Source organism: Streptomyces sp. BBFR51, assembly GCF_044591655.1.
In the GTDB taxonomy this organism is placed as follows: domain Bacteria; phylum Actinomycetota; class Actinomycetes; order Streptomycetales; family Streptomycetaceae; genus Streptomyces.
In genome coordinates, this window is sequence record NZ_CP172448.1 from 5,933,677 (window position 1) to 5,949,089 (window position 15,413).

Sequence of the window (15,413 nt, forward strand, 5' to 3'; positions counted from 1 at the left end):
GCGCGGCGCCCCACCCCGGGATGCGGTGTCTACTTGTTCAGACCCGGGTACAGCGGGTGCTTGTCGGCCAGGGCCTTCACCCGGGCCTTGAGCGCCTCGGCGTCGGCGGCCCCGAAGGGAGAGGGCGCCTTCAGCGTCTCGGCGATCACGTCCGCGACCTCGGCGAAGTCCTCGGCGGTGAAGCCGCGGGTCGCCAGGGCCGGCGTGCCGATGCGCAGACCGGAGGTCACCATCGGCGGACGCGGGTCGTTCGGGACGGCGTTGCGGTTGACCGTGATGCCGACCTCGTGGAGGCGGTCCTCGGCCTGCTGTCCGTCCAGCTCGGAGTCGCGCAGGTCCACCAGGACCAGGTGGACGTCCGTGCCGCCGGTCAGGACGGAGACGCCCGCCGCCTTCGCGTCGTCCCGCACCAGGCGCTCGGCCAGGATGCGGGCACCCTCCAGCGTACGGCCCTGGCGCTCCTTGAAGTCCTCGCTCGCGGCGACCTTGAAGGCGACGGCCTTCGCGGCCACCACGTGCTCCAGCGGGCCACCCTGCTGACCGGGGAAGACAGCCGAGTTGATCTTCTTGGCCAGCTCGGCCGTGGAGAGGATCACACCGCCGCGCGGGCCGCCCAGCGTCTTGTGGGTGGTGGTCGTCACCACGTGCGCGTGCGGGACCGGGTTCGGGTGCAGGCCCGCCGCGACCAGACCGGCGAAGTGCGCCATGTCGACCATGAGGTACGCGCCGACCTCGTCGGCGACCTTGCGGAACGCGGCGAAGTCCAGCTGACGCGGGTAGGCCGACCAGCCGGCCACGATCAGCTTCGGCCGGTTCTCCTTGGCCAGGCGCTCCACCTCGGCCATGTCGACCTGGCCGTCGTCGCCGACGTGGTAGGGGACGACGTCGTAGAGCTTGCCGGAGAAGTTGATCTTCATGCCGTGGGTCAGGTGCCCGCCGTGGGCGAGGTTCAGACCCATGATCGTGTCGCCGGGCTTGAGCAGCGCGAACATCGCGGCCGCGTTGGCCTGGGCGCCCGAGTGCGGCTGGACGTTGGCGTGCTCGGCGCCGAAGAGGGCCTTGACCCGGTCGATGGCGATCTGCTCGACCACGTCGACGTGCTCGCAGCCGCCGTAGTAGCGGCGGCCTGGGTAGCCCTCGGCGTACTTGTTGGTGAGGACCGAGCCCTGGGCCTCCATGACCGCGACCGGGGCGAAGTTCTCCGAGGCGATCATCTCGAGGGTGGACTGCTGGCGGTCCAGCTCGGCGTCGACGGCCGCGGCGACGTCGGGGTCGAGCTCGTGCAGGGGTGTGTTCAGAAGCGACATGCGGTCCGTGACTCCTCAGCCGGCGGTGAAGGCGGTGTACTCGTCGGCGGAGAGCAGGTCGGCCGGCTCGTCCGTGATCCGCACCTTGAACAGCCAGCCGCCCTCGAAGGGGGCGCTGTTCACCAGCGACGGGTCGTTGACGACGTCCTCGTTGACCTCGGTGACCTCGCCGGAGACGGGGGAGTACAGGTCGGAGACCGACTTGGTGGACTCCAGTTCGCCGCAGGTCTCGCCCGCGGACACCGAGTCGCCGACCTCGGGGAGCTGCACGAAGACGACGTCACCGAGCGCGTTGGCCGCGTGCTCCGTGATGCCGACCGTCGAGGCGCCGTCCTCGGCGCCCGACAGCCACTCGTGCTCCTTGCTGTAGCGCAGCTGCTGGGGGTTGCTCATGGCCTGAATTCTCCTGTACGCGAGAAAGTCGCTGGTGAAGGGGGTGGTGGAGTGGGGTGACGGAGTGGGGTGACGGACGGGGCCGGCGCCCAGTGTCTACTTCTGGCGCTTGTAGAACGGCAGCGCCACGACCTCGTACGGCTCGTGGCTGCCCCGGATGTCCACACCGACACCCTCCGTGCCCGGTGCCGCGTGCGCGGGGTCGACGTACGCCATGGCGATCGGCTTGCCCAGCGTCGGGGACGGGGCGCCGGAGGTGACCTCGCCGACGACCTCGCCGCCGGCGACGACCCGGTACCCGGCGCGCGGGACCCGGCGGCCCTCGGCGACCAGGCCCACCAGGACGCGGGGAGGCTCCGAAGCGGCGCGCTCGGCGGCCTCGGTCAGCGCGGCACGCCCGACGAAGTCGCCCTCCTTCTCGAACTTCACCACCCGGCCGAGCCCGGCGTCGAACGGCGTCAGCGCGGTCGTCAGCTCGTTCCCGTACAGCGGCATGCCCGCCTCCAGGCGGAGCGTGTCCCGGCAGGACAGGCCGCACGCGACGAGACCGACGCCCTCGCCCGCCCGGGTCAGCGCCTCCCACAGCTCCACGGCGTGCTCCGGCTTCACGAACAGCTCGAAGCCGTCCTCGCCGGTGTAGCCGGTACGGGCGATGAGCGCCGGGACGCCGGCGACCGTGCCGGGGAGCCCGGCGTAGTACTTCAGGCCGTCCAGGTCGGCGTCGGTGAGGCTCTTGAGGATGCCGGGGGACTCGGGACCCTGGACGGCGAGCAGCGCGTAGGCGTCGCGGTCGTCGCGCACCTCGGCGTCGAAGCCGGCGGCCCGCTCGGTGAGGGCGTCCAGCACGACCTGGGCGTTGGAGGCGTTGGCCACGACCATGTATTCGGTCTCACCGAGCCGGTAGACGATCAGGTCGTCCAGGATGCCGCCGTCCTCGCGGCAGATCATGGTGTAGCGGGCCCGGCCCGGCTTCACGCTGCCGATGTTGCCGACCAGCGCGTGGTTCAGCAGTTCGGCGGCCTGCGGGCCGGTGACGGTGATCTCACCCATGTGCGAGAGGTCGAAGAGACCGGCCCGGGTGCGCACCGCGACGTGCTCCTCGCGCTCGGAGCCGTAGCGCAGCGGCATGTCCCAGCCGGCGAAGTCGGTCATCGTCGCGCCGAGCGCGCGATGCGTGGCATCCAGCGCGGTACGGCGGAGTTCGGAACTGCTCATCGGTCGGTCGTCTCCCAGGACAGGACGTGGCGAGGTCGGTCCTCCCCATCTGTCATCGGAACCTGAGAGGTTCGCCCTGGCCACCGGAGTACGGCGATCAGCGGCTTGCACCTTGGGTGGGACCGCCGTCGGGGGCGGTCCGCTTTTCAGATGTGCCTCGCCCGCGCGGTAACGGGGCCTGAGAGATTCAAGGGAGGGACTTGCTCCTTCGGCGCCCCGGCGACGGCCGGGGACTCTCCCGCGCGGATTCAAACGGCCGGTATGCAGTTGGCGCCGCCATCATTGCACGCCCGGCCGATCCCTGGGCAGAGCTGTTCTTGTAACCGGCTTGTGGCAGTAAGCGAACGAAAACGCGAGACCTGCGCATTACCTTCTCTTTACACTCGACGGGACGGGAACTCGTGAACCGCCCCAGGGGAGGACGATCACGGTGGACAGGACCACGGCGTACGCCACGACCGCGGGGCTCGCGCTGCCCAAGCAACCCGCCGCCCCGGCCCCGGAGGCGTGTGCCGAACTGCCCGCGCCCGTCGTCCGCGACCTGCGGGAGCGCGCCGGCCGCAGCCCGCACGCTCTGCTCTTCGGACCCCGGGATCTGGTGGTGATCACCGGCCTGCCCGGCAGCGGCAAGTCCACGCTGATGGAGCGCACCGTGCGCGGCCGGCGCGTCGACTCCCAGGACACCCGCGACCGCTGGGACCGCCGCATGCCGCGCCTGCTCCCGTACGGGCTCTACCGCCCCGTGGTCCGCCTCGCCCACTACGCCGGACTGCGCCGCGCGGTGCGCTCCGGCGAGGGCGTCGTCGTGCACGACTGCGGCACCCAGGCCTGGGTGCGCGGCTGGCTGGCCCGCGAGGCCCGCCGCCGGGGCGGCACCCTGCACCTGCTGCTGCTCGACGTCGCCGCCGACGAGGCCCTGGCCGGCCAGCGCGAGCGCGGCCGGGGCGTGACGCGGTACGCGTTCCTGCGGCACCGCACGGCCAACTCCCGTCTGCTGCGCGCGGTGACCGCGGGCACCCTGCCCGTCGGCTGCGCCTCGGCGATCGTCCTGGACCGCGCGGCGGCCGACACGCTCCACCGGATCGCCTTCACGGGGTGACACACCGTAGGGCCACTGGGCCGAACGGGTTAGCCTTTCAGTCACGAACAGCGGTACCAGGCAGGCGGTAGGCAGATGGACTTCCCAGGGGACCTCCCGGCGGACTTCGCCGCCGGATTCCCGGCACAGGCACACCCCCACCCGCACGGCGGGTGGCCCGGCAACGAGCTGGAGGAGGTGCTGTCCGCCTCCCTCGGCGTACCCGGCGCCGGCGGCCGCATCGTTGAGGTCCTCGGCCGCAGCTTCGTCTGGGTGCCGCTGCCGGGCGGCGGCGGCCCGCACAGCGGCCCCCTCGACCTGCCCTCCCTGGAGATCGACGGCCAGGCCTATGTGCCGGTCTTCAGCTCCGAGCAACAGCTTCGCCAGGTCGCCGGGCCGCAGATGGCTTACACCGTCGCCCCCGCCGCGGAGTTCGCCCGCGGCCTGCCCCCGCAGGTCGGCATCGCCGTGAACCCGGAGGGCGTGGTCGGCGTCCCGCTGCCGCCGCCGGCCGTGGCCGAGCTGTGCCGGGCCGGGCGCACCCAGTTGGACGGGCCCGCGTCCGGCGGCCGGGTCCGCCTCTTCGAGCCGGACTGGCAGGACGACCCGGTGGACTTCCTGGCCGCGGCCTCCGCCGAGTTCGCCGCCACCGGCGTCGTGCGCAGCGCGCGGCGCTGCCTGGCCGCCGTCGAGACCGCCGACCCGACCCTGTTCGTCGGCGTCGAACTCACCCACTGGGAGGGCGACGCCCGCGCCCTCCCCCTGGACGCCCTCGGCCGAGCCCTCACCAAGGCCCCGCCGAAGTGGCAGGTCAACCTGGTCCTCCTGGAGGCGGCCCAGGACCCGGTCTGCGACTGGATGCGGCAGAAGGTCCGGCCGTTCTACGAACTGGACTGGTAACGCCGTTCAGCGGGAGCGCCCCCGCAGGGGCGCGGGGCTGTGACATGTGCGGCTCCGCCGCGCGGGCGCGAGCAACCACGACGAAACCCGCACCCGCCAACGGACAGCACACCCCGAGCTCATAGGCACCCCGCACCCGGCGGAGCCTTAAGCTGGTTCCACAACCGGGACTTCTCGAAGGGGCGATACGCGTGAGCGCCAGCGGCACCACGACCGGGCAGGTCGAGCACATGCTGCGCCAGGTGACGCCCGGGCGCTACGACGCCTACGAGGCCCTGCTGCGCGCACTCGCCACCCCCACCTCCGGCCAGGTCTGGATGCTGCTGTGGCACGGCCAGGCCGGCTCCCCGGACGCCCAGTACGGAAACATGGAGGTCGAAGGCCACGGCTACGCGCCCTGCGTCACCTCCGCCCAGGAACTGTCCGCCAGCGGCTGGAACCGGTCGTACGAGGTGGTCGACGGTCTGGAGGTGGCCCGGGCCCTGTACCCGGACCACTACGGCCTCTGGCTCAACCCGCACGCACCCGGCGGCGGCGTCGGCATCCCCTGGCTCGACCTGCGCCGCATCGCCTCCGGCCTGGACCGTCAGGCCGCCGGGCCCCTGCGCCTGTCCGATCCGGCCATCGAGATCCCCCAGTTCTACGCCCTGCTCGCGCAGAACGCCCACCGCACCCCCGCGGTCCGCGCGCTGCGCCGCGCCTGGGTGCAGCCGGCGCTGGGGGCGCCGTATCTGGCCATCGGTCTGGACGTGTACGACACCTCCCCGCCGGCCGTCGACGCGGTGCGCGCGATGATGCAGCAGTCCGTCGGCGCGGTACCGGACGGGCTGCCGGTGTCGACGGTGGCGATGACCGACGTCCACGACCCGGTCGCCATGTGGCTGCGGGCGAACGCGCGTCCGTTCTACGACCGCGAGGCCCACGTGGCCGCCCCCGCCCAAGCTCCGGCGGGCGGGTACGGATACCCTCCGGCCGGTAGCCGGTACTGACGGACGCGGGGTCCGGCGGCCCGGTCATCAGAGGCGATCTTCGCGCGTAGATGACGGCGTAAAGCACCCTCTTGTCCCCGATGTCCCAACTCGCCCCTGTCCGGCCCCCGTTACCCACTGTCCGGATAACGGAACACCTCAAACAGCATCACGGTTGCGCATCCATTCCCCGTCAAGTCTGGCTACAGATCGCCAAAGCGTTGAAGACTCCCGCAACAAGGGGTGGATGCTCGCCTCTTTGTACGACGGACTGATCACGCCGCTACAGCGGCAAGTGCGGGCCGGCTACCGCCGGTTGAGAGGGGTCCCTGCCAGATGACGGCACCATTGCACGAGCCGACCGCGGAAGCGGCCCCGAGTGCGGCAGAGGAAGCCGCGGTCGCCGGAGCCGAGGCCAAGTCGGTACAAGGGCGCTCCCTGGGCCGGATCGCCTGGGAGCGCCTGAAGAGGGACAGGCTGGCCCTCGCGGGCGGCGTCGTGGTGCTGCTCCTCGTCCTGGTCGCCGTGCTGGCGCCCCTGATCACCTCTCTCTACGGGCAGGAGCCCAACGCCTACAACGAGGACATGATCGACCCGCTGTTCGGCACCCCCACGGGGTCCCTGGGCGGCGTCAGCGGCGAGCACTGGCTCGGCGTGGAGCCGGTCAACGGCCGTGACATCTTCGCCCGCATCGTTCACGGCGCGCGCATCTCACTGCTCGTCGGCTTCCTTTCCGCGATGGTCGCCGTGGTCATCGGCACCGTCCTCGGTGTCCTGGCCGGCTTCTTCGGCGGCTGGGTCGACTCCCTCATCAGCCGGATCATGGACGGCCTGCTGGCCTTCCCGCAGCTCCTTTTCATCATCGCGCTGGTCTCCGTGATGCCGGACTCCATGCTGGGGCTGAGCGGTACGGGCGTGCGCCTGCTCATGATGATCGTGGTCATCGGCTTCTTCGGCTGGCCCTACATCGGCCGGGTGGTCCGCGGCCAGACACTCTCGATGCGCGAGCGGGAGTACGTCGAGGCGGCGAGATCCCTGGGTGCCGGACGGTTCTACATCCTGTTCAAGGAGCTGCTGCCCAACCTGGTGGCGCCGATCATCGTCTACACGACGATGATGATCCCCACGAACATCCTCACCGAGGCGGCGCTCAGCTTCCTCGGCGTGGGCGTCAAGCCGCCCACGTCGTCCTGGGGGCAGATGCTCTCGAGCGCGATCGACTACTACAAGTCGGACCCCATGTACATGGTGGTCCCCGGTGTGGCGATCTTCATCACCGTTCTTGCCTTCAACCTCTTCGGCGACGGCGTGCGCGACGCGTTGGACCCCAAGGGCTCCCGCTGACCTGCCGTACCGCAAAGCGACCCGTGGCACCTGCACGGGGTCTCTCATCTAATCCGGAGGATCCGAGATCGTGACTACCCAACGCACCTCAGGGCGGCGCAAGCAGGCTTTGGCCGCTGCCGCAGTGGTCGCCGCGCTGCTGACCACGGCGGCGTGCGGCGGCGGCGACGACGACAGCGGCGGCGGTTCGAAGAACGGCGCGGCCGGCTTCGACGCCGCCAACAACAAGGTCGCCCAGGCCTCCGAGGCCAAGAAGGGCGGGACGCTGAAGTTCGCGAGCACGCAGGACGCCGACTCGTGGGACACCACGCGCGGCTACTACGGCTTCATGTGGGACTTCTCCCGCTACTACAGCCGCCAGCTCGTCACGAACAAGACGGAGCCGGGCGCCGCCGGTGCGGAGACGACTCCGGACCTCGCCACCGACGTCGCCAAGGTCTCGGACGACGGCAAGACCTACACGTACACCCTGCGTGACGGCGTCACCTGGGAGGACGGCAAGCCGATCACCTCCAAGGACGTCAAGTACGGCATCGAGCGCGTCTGGGCGCAGGACGTGCTGTCCGGCGGTCCGACGTACCTCAAGGAGGTGCTCGACCCCAAGGACGAGTACAAGGGCCCGTACAAGGACAAGTCCGCGGACAAGCTGGGCCTGAAGGCGATCGAGACGCCGGACGACAAGACCATCGTCTTCCACCTGCCGCAGGCCAACTCGGACTTCGAGGAGATGCTCGCGCTGACCTCGGCGTCCCCGGTCCGCCAGGACAAGGACACCAAGTCCAAGTACGGCCTGCACCCGTTCTCCTCGGGCCCGTACAAGTTCGAGTCCTACAACCCCGGCAAGGACCTGACCCTGGTCCGCAACACCGAGTGGAAGCAGGATTCGGACCCGGTCCGCAAGGCGTACCCGGACAAGGTCACGATCAAGTTCTTCACCAACGCCAACGACCTGGACGCCCGCCTGATCGCCGGCGACTACGACATCGACCTGGCCCAGACCGGTCTGTCCCCGCAGGGTCGTACCACGGCGCTGAAGGAGCACAAGGAGAACCTGGACAACCCGATCTCGGGTTACATCCGGTACGCCTCGTTCCCGCAGAACGTGAAGCCGTTCGAGAACATCCACTGCCGCAAGGCCGTGATCTACGGCGCCGACCACGTCTCGCTGCAGACCGCGCGCGGCGGCCCGATCGCCGGCGGCGACATCGGCACCAACATGCTGCCGCCCGCCGTCCCGGGCTCCGAGGGCCAGAAGTACGACCCGTACGAGATCTCCGGCGCCAACAAGAGCGGCAACGTCGAGAAGGCCAAGGAAGAGCTGAAGGCCTGCGGCAAGCCGAACGGCTTCAAGACCACCATCGCCGTCCGTAACAACAAGCCGGTCGAGGTCGCCACGGCCGAGTCCATGCAGGCCTCGCTGAAGAAGGTCGGCATCGAGGCCGAGATCGACCAGTACGACGGCTCGCAGTACGCCAGCGTCATCGGCAGCCCGACGAACGTGGCCAAGAAGGGCTACGGCATCATCATCATGGGCTGGGGCCCGGACTTCCCGTCCGTGCAGGGCTACGGTCTGCCGCTGTGGCACAGCGACTACATCCTCGACAGCGCGAACAACAACTTCGCGATGATCGACGACCCGAAGATCGACGGCCTCTTCGCCGACTACCTGAAGGCGACGGACGACGCGGGCAAGAAGAAGATCGCCACGGAGATCAACCACAAGGTGATGGAGGGCGCGTACTACCTGCCCTTCGTCTTCGAGAAGTTCATCAACTGGCGCTCCAGCAACATCGCGAACGTGTACACCACCGACGCCTACAGCGGTATGTACGACTTCGTCAACATCGGCCTGAAGAACCCCAAGAAGTAACCGGTACACCCGCCGTACGGCACGAAAGGCAGGTGAAGGCCGGCGCGGCGTGACCGCGGGCCGCCGGAAGACCTCCGGCGGCCCGCGGTACGCAGCGGGCCGCAACCCGTGCTCGCTTACCTCATCAGGCGGCTCTTCGCCGCCGCTGTGATGCTCGTGGTCATCATCCTGGTGGTCTTCGGCATCTTCTTCCTCGTCCCCAAGTGGGCGGGCGTCGACGTCGCCCTGAACTTCGTCGGCAAGCAGGCGGACCCCGCCGCTGTCGAGGGTGTGCGGGAGAAGCTGGGTCTGGCCGACCCGGTCCTCGTTCAGGCCTGGGAGTTCTTCAAGGGCATCTTCGCGGGTCGCACCTACGCGGCCGGCGGTGACGTGACCAACTGCGCCGCGCCCTGCTTCGGCTACTCCTTCAAGACCGAGCAGTCCGTCTGGCCGGTCCTGACCGAGCGTTTCCCGGTGACCCTGGCTCTCGCGCTCGGCGCCGCCGTGCTGTGGCTGATCTTCGGCGTGGCCGCCGGCGTGCTCTCCGCCCTCAAGCGCGGCACGCTGTGGGACCGCGGTGCGATGGTCGTCGCCCTGGCGGGTGTCTCCCTCCCCATCTACTTCACCGGTCTGCTCAGCCTGGCGATCTTCTCCTACGGCCTCGGCTGGATCAACGGTGAGTTCGTGCCGCTCGAGGAGAGCTTCACCGGATGGTTGGGCGGCATGATCCTGCCCTGGGTCACCCTGGCCTTCCTGTACGCCGCGATGTACGCCCGGATCACCCGCGCCACCATGCTGGAGATCCTCGGCGAGGACTACATCCGCACCGCGCGGGCCAAGGGCCTCAAGGAACAGGTCGTCATCGGCAAGCACGCGATGCGGTCCACCCTGACCCCCCTGCTCACCATGCTCGGCATGGACCTCGGCGCCCTGATGGGCGGCGCGATCCTGACCGAGACCACGTTCAGCCTGCCCGGCCTCGGCCAGAAGGTGCTGGACGCGATCAAGAACCACGACCTGCCCTTTATCCTGGGCGTCGTACTGATCACTTCTCTCGCGGTGCTGATCGCCAACCTCGTGGTGGACGTCCTGTACGCCGTGATCGACCCCCGAGTGAGGCTCGCATGACCGAACTGAGCAAGAGCGGGGCAGCGGTGGGCGAGCCCACCGCCACCTCGCCCGCGCCGACCGCCTTCCTGGAAGTACGCGACCTCAAGGTCCACTTCCCGACCGACGACGGCCTGGTCAAGTCCGTCGACGGGCTCTCCTTCCAGCTGGAGAAGGGCAAGACCCTCGGCATCGTGGGCGAGTCCGGCTCCGGCAAGTCGGTGACCTCGCTCGGCATCATGGGTCTGCACACCGCCGGCCAGTACGGCAAGCGCAAGGCGCGGATATCCGGCGAGATCTGGCTGGACGGCACCGAGCTGCTGTCCGCCGACCCCGACCACGTGCGCAGGCTGCGCGGCCGGGAGATGGCGATGATCTTCCAGGATCCGCTGTCCGCGCTGCACCCGTACTACACGATCGGGCAGCAGATCGTGGAGGCGTACCGCATCCACCACAAGGTGGACAAGAAGACCGCCAAGCGCCGCGCCGTGGAGATGCTCGACCGCGTCGGCATCCCGCAGCCGGACAAGCGGGTGGACAGCTACCCGCACGAGTTCTCCGGCGGTATGCGCCAGCGCGCGATGATCGCGATGTCGCTGGTCAACAACCCCGAGCTGCTCATCGCGGACGAGCCGACCACCGCCCTGGACGTGACCGTCCAGGCGCAGATCCTCGACCTCATCCGGGACCTGCAGAAGGAGTTCGGCTCCGCGGTCATCGTCATCACCCACGACCTGGGCGTCGTCGCCGAGCTGGCCGACGACCTCCTGGTGATGTACGGCGGCCGGTGCGTCGAGCGCGGTCCGGCGGAGAAGGTGTTCTACGAGCCCCGGCACCCCTACACCTGGGGCCTGCTCGGCTCGATGCCGCGGCTCGACCGCGACCAGCAGGAACGCCTGATCCCGGTCAAGGGCTCCCCGCCCTCCCTCATCAACCTCCCGTCCGGCTGTGCCTTCAACCCGCGCTGCCCGTACGCCGACGTGCCCAAGGACGACGTCACCCGCACGGTCCGCCCCGAGCTGACCGAGGTCGGCAGCAAGCACTGGGCCGCCTGCCACATGTCGCAGGAGCAGCGGGAGCGTATCTGGACCGAAGAGATTGCGCCGAAGCTGTGAGCGACAACGCCAAGGACAAAGCCAACGACGCGGCGGTGGCCATCCCCGCGCAGAGCGACGGCACGCAGGAGAAGGCCGGCGGGACCGCGACCCTCACCAAGGACGCGGCGCCCGGCGACACCCTGCTCAAGGTGACCGGGCTGCAGAAGCACTTCCCGATCAGGAAGGGCCTGCTGCAGCGCCAGGTCGGCGCGGTCCGCGCCGTCGACGGCATCGACTTCGAGGTCAGGGCCGGCGAGACGCTGGGCGTCGTGGGCGAGTCGGGCTGCGGAAAGTCGACCATGGGCCGGCTGATCACCCGGCTCCTCGAACCGACCGCGGGCAAGGTCGAGTTCCAGGGCAAGGACATCACCCACCTCGGGGTCGGCGGCATGCGTCCGCTGCGCCGCGACGTGCAGATGATCTTCCAGGACCCCTACTCCTCGCTGAACCCGCGCCACACCATCGGCACGATCGTCAGCGCTCCCTTCAAGCTCCAGGGCGTCCAGCCCGAGGGCGGGGTCAAGAAGGAGGTGCAGCGGCTGCTGTCGGTGGTCGGTCTCAACCCCGAGCACTACAACCGCTACCCGCACGAGTTCTCCGGCGGCCAGCGCCAGCGCATCGGGATCGCCCGCGCGCTCGCGCTCAACCCGAAGCTGGTCGTGGCCGACGAGCCGGTCTCCGCGCTCGACGTGTCGATCCAGGCCCAGGTCGTCAACCTGCTCGACGACCTCCAGAGCGAGCTGGGCCTGACGTACGTGATCATCGCGCACGACCTGTCCGTCGTCCGGCACGTCTCGGACCGCATCGCGGTGATGTACCTCGGCAAGATCATGGAGCTGGCCGACCGCGACCTGCTCTACAAGACGCCGATGCACCCGTACACCAAGGCGCTGATGTCGGCCGTCCCGATCCCGGACCCGGCACGGCGCGGCGTCAAGAGCGAGCGCATCCTCCTCAAGGGCGACGTGCCCTCGCCGATCGCGCCGCCGAGCGGCTGCCGCTTCCACACCCGGTGCTGGAAGGCGACGCAGATCTGCACCACCACCGAGCCGCCGCTCAAGGAGCTGCGGCCGGGCCAGCAGGTGGCCTGCCACCACCCGGAGAACTTCGAGGACCAGGCCCCGCAGGACGTCGTCCTGCTCACCGTCGCCAAGGAGGCGGCGGAGCTGGTGTCGGAGGACGCCCTGGCGGAGTCCGCCGCGACCTCGGCTGCGGTCGCCGCGGAGGTCGAGGCCGAGCGTGCCCACGGTGACGCCCCGGACTCCGACGCCCCGGCCGTCGACGCTCCGGCCGTCGACGCTCCGGCCGTCGACGCCCCGGACTCCGACGCCCCGGACTCCGACGAGGAGCCTGACGCGAAGGAGAAGTGACCTGCCTTCGCCAGTGAGCCCCTGCCTTCGTTTGTAAGGCAGGGGTTCATCGGCAGGTAAGAATAGAAGGGTGTACGAGCAACTCTTCAGCCCCACCGTGCAGCACACGCTCGATCTGATCGGCATCTTCGTCTTCGCCATCTCGGGCGCGCTGCTCGCCGTGCGCAAGAACTTCGACGTCTTCGGCATCGCCGTCCTCGCCGAGGTCACCGCGCTGGGCGGCGGACTGTTCCGGGACCTGGTCATCGGCGCCGTGCCGCCCGCGGCCTTCACGGACCTGGGGTACTTCATCACCCCCCTCTTCGCCACCGTGCTGGTCTTCTTCCTCCACCCCCACGTGGAGCGCCTCCAGAGTGGCGTGAACATCTTCGACGCGGCCGGGCTCGGCCTGTTCTGCGTCGCCGGCACCACCAAGGCGTACGACTACGGGCTCGGCCTGACCGCCTCCGCCTGTCTGGGCCTGACCACCGCGGTGGGCGGCGGCGTCCTGCGCGACGTGCTCGCCAACGAGGTGCCCTCACTGCTGCGCTGGGACCGCGACCTCTACGCCGTCCCGGCGATCGTCGGCTCCGCGATGGTCGCCCTGTGCATCCGCTACGAGGCGCTCACTCCCTTCACCAGCGGACTGGCGGTCGTCACGGCCTTCGTACTGCGGCTGCTCGCCCTGCGCTTCCACTGGCGTGCGCCACGCGCCTGGAACCGGCGCTCGACGGTAGTGGAGGGGGACTGAGCCGGCTCCCGCCAGAGGCTATGGCCGCGGCATGTCCTTGACGAAGACGACGCCGTCGACCGTGTCCAGATGGGCGGGGTCGAGCGGGGCGTAGCCGAACCAGGTGGAGACGCGGGGTGCGGGCCGCGGGTCGCCGAGGGAGTCGGCCAGCCGCCCGGCGTCGATGACGCAGGGGTCCTCCGGGAGCGCGTACAGGAGCCCCTCGACGGTGTCCGCCGGCGGCGTGTCCACACCCTGGTGCCGGATCGTGCCGAGCGCCGTGGCCACGAAGGCGTACTCCCCGCCGAGCCGGGCGCTCACCAGCGCGCCGGCACTCCACCACTCCACCGGCCCCTGCCACATCCGCATGGAGCTCTTCTCGCGCTGGAGGTGGGAGTTGTGGGCGTGGACGAGTGCCGGGCCCCGGGCGGCGAGCGCGAGGAGGTTGTCGGCCATCATCCGGTCCCGCAGCCCCAGCAGCCGGTTCATGCGGCCCCGGGAGGTGTCGGCCATCCAGTAGTGGTAGCTGAGCAGGCCCGTCGCGGTGCGTGCGTACAGGTGAGCCCGGTCCCAGTCCTCGCGCGAGGTCGCCGCGAGCAGGTGCGGTGTCTGCTCGTCGAGCAGCGACCCCAGGTCGTGGGCGAACGTCCGCAGCTCCCCGGCCTCGGTCGACCGCCCCACGGACCGGGCCGGGTCCGTCATCGCGTCGGGCTCGGTCCACCGGTCGTCGGCGCCGAGCAGGTGCTCCAGCGTCTCCGCGGTGCAGGGGAGCAGGGCGGCGTCCACCCCGGCGGAGAGGTAGCCGTGGAGCGCGGTGAGGGCCTGCCGGGGGCTCGCGGCGCCGGTGATCTCCAGCGGGCCGTCGAAACCGGCGAAGCGGACCCGCTCGTCCGTGGGCCGGTCCTCGTTGTACGCGCGCATCCAGCGCACCAGCTCCCGGTTGGCCGCGCTCGCTCCGAAGCCGTGGCTGAACCCGCGCGCCATGACCTCGTCGAGGGTGCCGGTGCCCGAGGTGACGTAGTCGTCCACGACCAGCCCCATCAGGCAGTCGCTCTCGATCGTGATCGTGCGGTAGCCCTCCTGCTCGACGAGCTGCCGGAAGACGTCGTTGCGCACGTCGAGCAGAGCGTCCTCGCCGTGGGTGGGCTCGCCCAGGGCGAGCAGCCGGGGCCGGGCCGGGAGCAGCCGCATGACGGCGGCGGCGTCCGGGGGATGGGCGATGTCCTGGATGCGTTCAGCCATGCCTTAAACGGTATCGTTGAACTCTCGGTTGAAACTTTGCCGCGGGAGGGTGGGAACTTTGGCCGCCAACCTTAAAAGTGCGGGAAGACTCAGGCCTGTCGATCTGGCCCGCGCGCACGGCCTGTCGGCGCAGGCGGTCAGGAACTACGAGGAGGCCGGCATCCTCCCGGCCGCCGCTCGCACGGCCCACGGCTACCGCGCCTACACCCCGCTGCACGCCCGGGCCCTGGACGCGTTCCTCGCCCTGGTGGCGGGCCACGGGCACCGGACGGCGGCTTCGGTGATGCGGGGCGTGAACGAGGGCGCGGTGGACGAGGCGCTCCGGCTGATCGACGAGAGCCACGCGCAGTTGCTCGACGACCGGCGGACGCTGGAGGCCGTGGAGGGTGCGCTGCGGGACCTGGTGCCCGAGGCCGCCGCGGGTGTGCCGGGGTCGGCGGGTGGGTTCATCGGGGCGCTCGCGGGGGAGTTGGGCATCCGGCCCGCGACCCTGCGCAAGTGGGAGCGGGCCGGCCTGGTGCGCCCACGTCGCGACCCGGTGACCGGATACCGCCGCTACGACGCGGCCGACGTACGGGACGCCCGCCTCGCCCACCAGCTCAGGCGGGGCGGCTATCCGCTGGAGCGGATCGCGACCGTGATCACCCGGGTACGGTCGGCCGGGGGACGGGAGCCGCTGGAGGCGGCCCTTGGCGAGTGGCACGACCGCGTGTCCGCCCGCGGCCGGGCGATGCTGGGCGGGGCGGTGGCACTGGAGGCGTACCTGTGCGAGCGGGAACGGGCCGGCGGCCGGGGAGCGGCCGAGAAAGCTACCGCTTAGTAGTTTCCTGTTGT

At 70.3% G+C, this 15,413-nt stretch carries 14 protein-coding genes and 1 riboswitch; of the genes, 10 read left to right on the forward strand and 4 right to left on the reverse strand.

Annotated features, from left to right (window positions below):
• Window positions 1-29 precede the first annotated feature (29 nt).
• The 3 genes from glyA to gcvT form a co-directional block, all read right to left on the reverse strand.
• The gene (gene glyA, locus ACGH7X_RS27250) at window positions 30-1,307 is read right to left on the reverse strand and encodes a serine hydroxymethyltransferase (protein WP_399889270.1); all 1,278 of its coding nucleotides are present in this window, start codon (window positions 1,305-1,307) and stop codon (window positions 30-32) included.
• A 15-nt stretch (window positions 1,308-1,322) separates the two neighbouring features.
• Window positions 1,323-1,700 (reverse strand): glycine cleavage system protein GcvH, encoded by a 378-nt coding sequence (gcvH, locus tag ACGH7X_RS27255; RefSeq protein ID WP_053137363.1) that lies wholly within the window; start codon window positions 1,698-1,700, stop codon window positions 1,323-1,325.
• 96 nt (window positions 1,701-1,796) lie between these two features.
• Window positions 1,797-2,915 (reverse strand): glycine cleavage system aminomethyltransferase GcvT, encoded by a 1,119-nt coding sequence (gene gcvT, locus ACGH7X_RS27260; protein WP_399889273.1) that lies wholly within the window; start codon window positions 2,913-2,915, stop codon window positions 1,797-1,799.
• A gap of 156 nt (window positions 2,916-3,071) precedes the next feature.
• Window positions 3,072-3,166: riboswitch (glycine riboswitch) on the reverse strand.
• A gap of 179 nt (window positions 3,167-3,345) precedes the next feature.
• On the opposite strand from gcvT, the gene ACGH7X_RS27265 reads away from it, so the two are divergent.
• The 9 genes from ACGH7X_RS27265 to ACGH7X_RS27305 all read left to right on the forward strand — a co-directional run bounded on the left by ACGH7X_RS27265 (window position 3,346) and on the right by ACGH7X_RS27305 (window position 13,358).
• Window positions 3,346-4,014 (forward strand): AAA family ATPase, encoded by a 669-nt coding sequence (locus ACGH7X_RS27265; RefSeq protein ID WP_399889276.1) that lies wholly within the window; start codon window positions 3,346-3,348, stop codon window positions 4,012-4,014.
• 75 nt (window positions 4,015-4,089) lie between these two features.
• Window positions 4,090-4,893 carry an enhanced serine sensitivity protein SseB gene (locus tag ACGH7X_RS27270; RefSeq protein WP_399889279.1) on the forward strand — a complete coding sequence of 268 codons (804 nt, stop codon included), beginning with the start codon at window positions 4,090-4,092 and terminating at the stop codon, window positions 4,891-4,893.
• 191 nt (window positions 4,894-5,084) lie between these two features.
• Window positions 5,085-5,882, forward strand: a complete 798-nt coding sequence (locus ACGH7X_RS27275; RefSeq protein ID WP_399889282.1) for an enhanced serine sensitivity protein SseB C-terminal domain-containing protein — start codon at window positions 5,085-5,087, stop codon at window positions 5,880-5,882.
• A 315-nt stretch (window positions 5,883-6,197) separates the two neighbouring features.
• Complete coding sequence (locus ACGH7X_RS27280) at window positions 6,198-7,205, forward strand: ABC transporter permease (protein ID WP_399889285.1); 1,008 nt, start codon at window positions 6,198-6,200, stop codon at window positions 7,203-7,205.
• 70 nt (window positions 7,206-7,275) lie between these two features.
• Entirely contained in the window at window positions 7,276-9,075 is a 1,800-nt protein-coding gene (locus tag ACGH7X_RS27285; RefSeq protein WP_399889288.1) for an ABC transporter substrate-binding protein, read from the forward strand.
• Window positions 9,076-9,183: 108 nt separating this feature from the next.
• Entirely contained in the window at window positions 9,184-10,182 is a 999-nt protein-coding gene (locus tag ACGH7X_RS27290; RefSeq protein WP_399889291.1) for an ABC transporter permease, read from the forward strand.
• Entirely contained in the window at window positions 10,179-11,276 is a 1,098-nt protein-coding gene (locus tag ACGH7X_RS27295) for an ABC transporter ATP-binding protein (RefSeq protein ID WP_399889294.1), read from the forward strand. The genes ACGH7X_RS27290 and ACGH7X_RS27295 overlap by 4 nt, the downstream gene beginning before the upstream one ends.
• 35 nt (window positions 11,277-11,311) lie before the next feature.
• Window positions 11,312-12,628 carry an ABC transporter ATP-binding protein gene (locus ACGH7X_RS27300; protein ID WP_399897380.1) on the forward strand — a complete coding sequence of 439 codons (1,317 nt, stop codon included), beginning with the start codon at window positions 11,312-11,314 and terminating at the stop codon, window positions 12,626-12,628.
• A gap of 70 nt (window positions 12,629-12,698) precedes the next feature.
• Complete coding sequence (locus ACGH7X_RS27305) at window positions 12,699-13,358, forward strand: trimeric intracellular cation channel family protein (RefSeq protein ID WP_399889297.1); 660 nt, start codon at window positions 12,699-12,701, stop codon at window positions 13,356-13,358.
• A gap of 18 nt (window positions 13,359-13,376) precedes the next feature.
• Here ACGH7X_RS27305 and ACGH7X_RS27310 read toward each other — a convergent pair whose 3' ends face one another.
• Complete coding sequence (locus ACGH7X_RS27310; protein WP_399889300.1) at window positions 13,377-14,579, reverse strand: erythromycin esterase family protein; 1,203 nt, start codon at window positions 14,577-14,579, stop codon at window positions 13,377-13,379.
• Window positions 14,580-14,637: 58 nt separating this feature from the next.
• On the opposite strand from ACGH7X_RS27310, the gene ACGH7X_RS27315 reads away from it, so the two are divergent.
• Window positions 14,638-15,399: a TioE family transcriptional regulator gene (locus ACGH7X_RS27315; RefSeq protein ID WP_399889303.1), complete on the forward strand. Its 762-nt coding sequence runs from the start codon at window positions 14,638-14,640 to the stop codon at window positions 15,397-15,399.
• Window positions 15,400-15,413 lie beyond the last annotated feature (14 nt).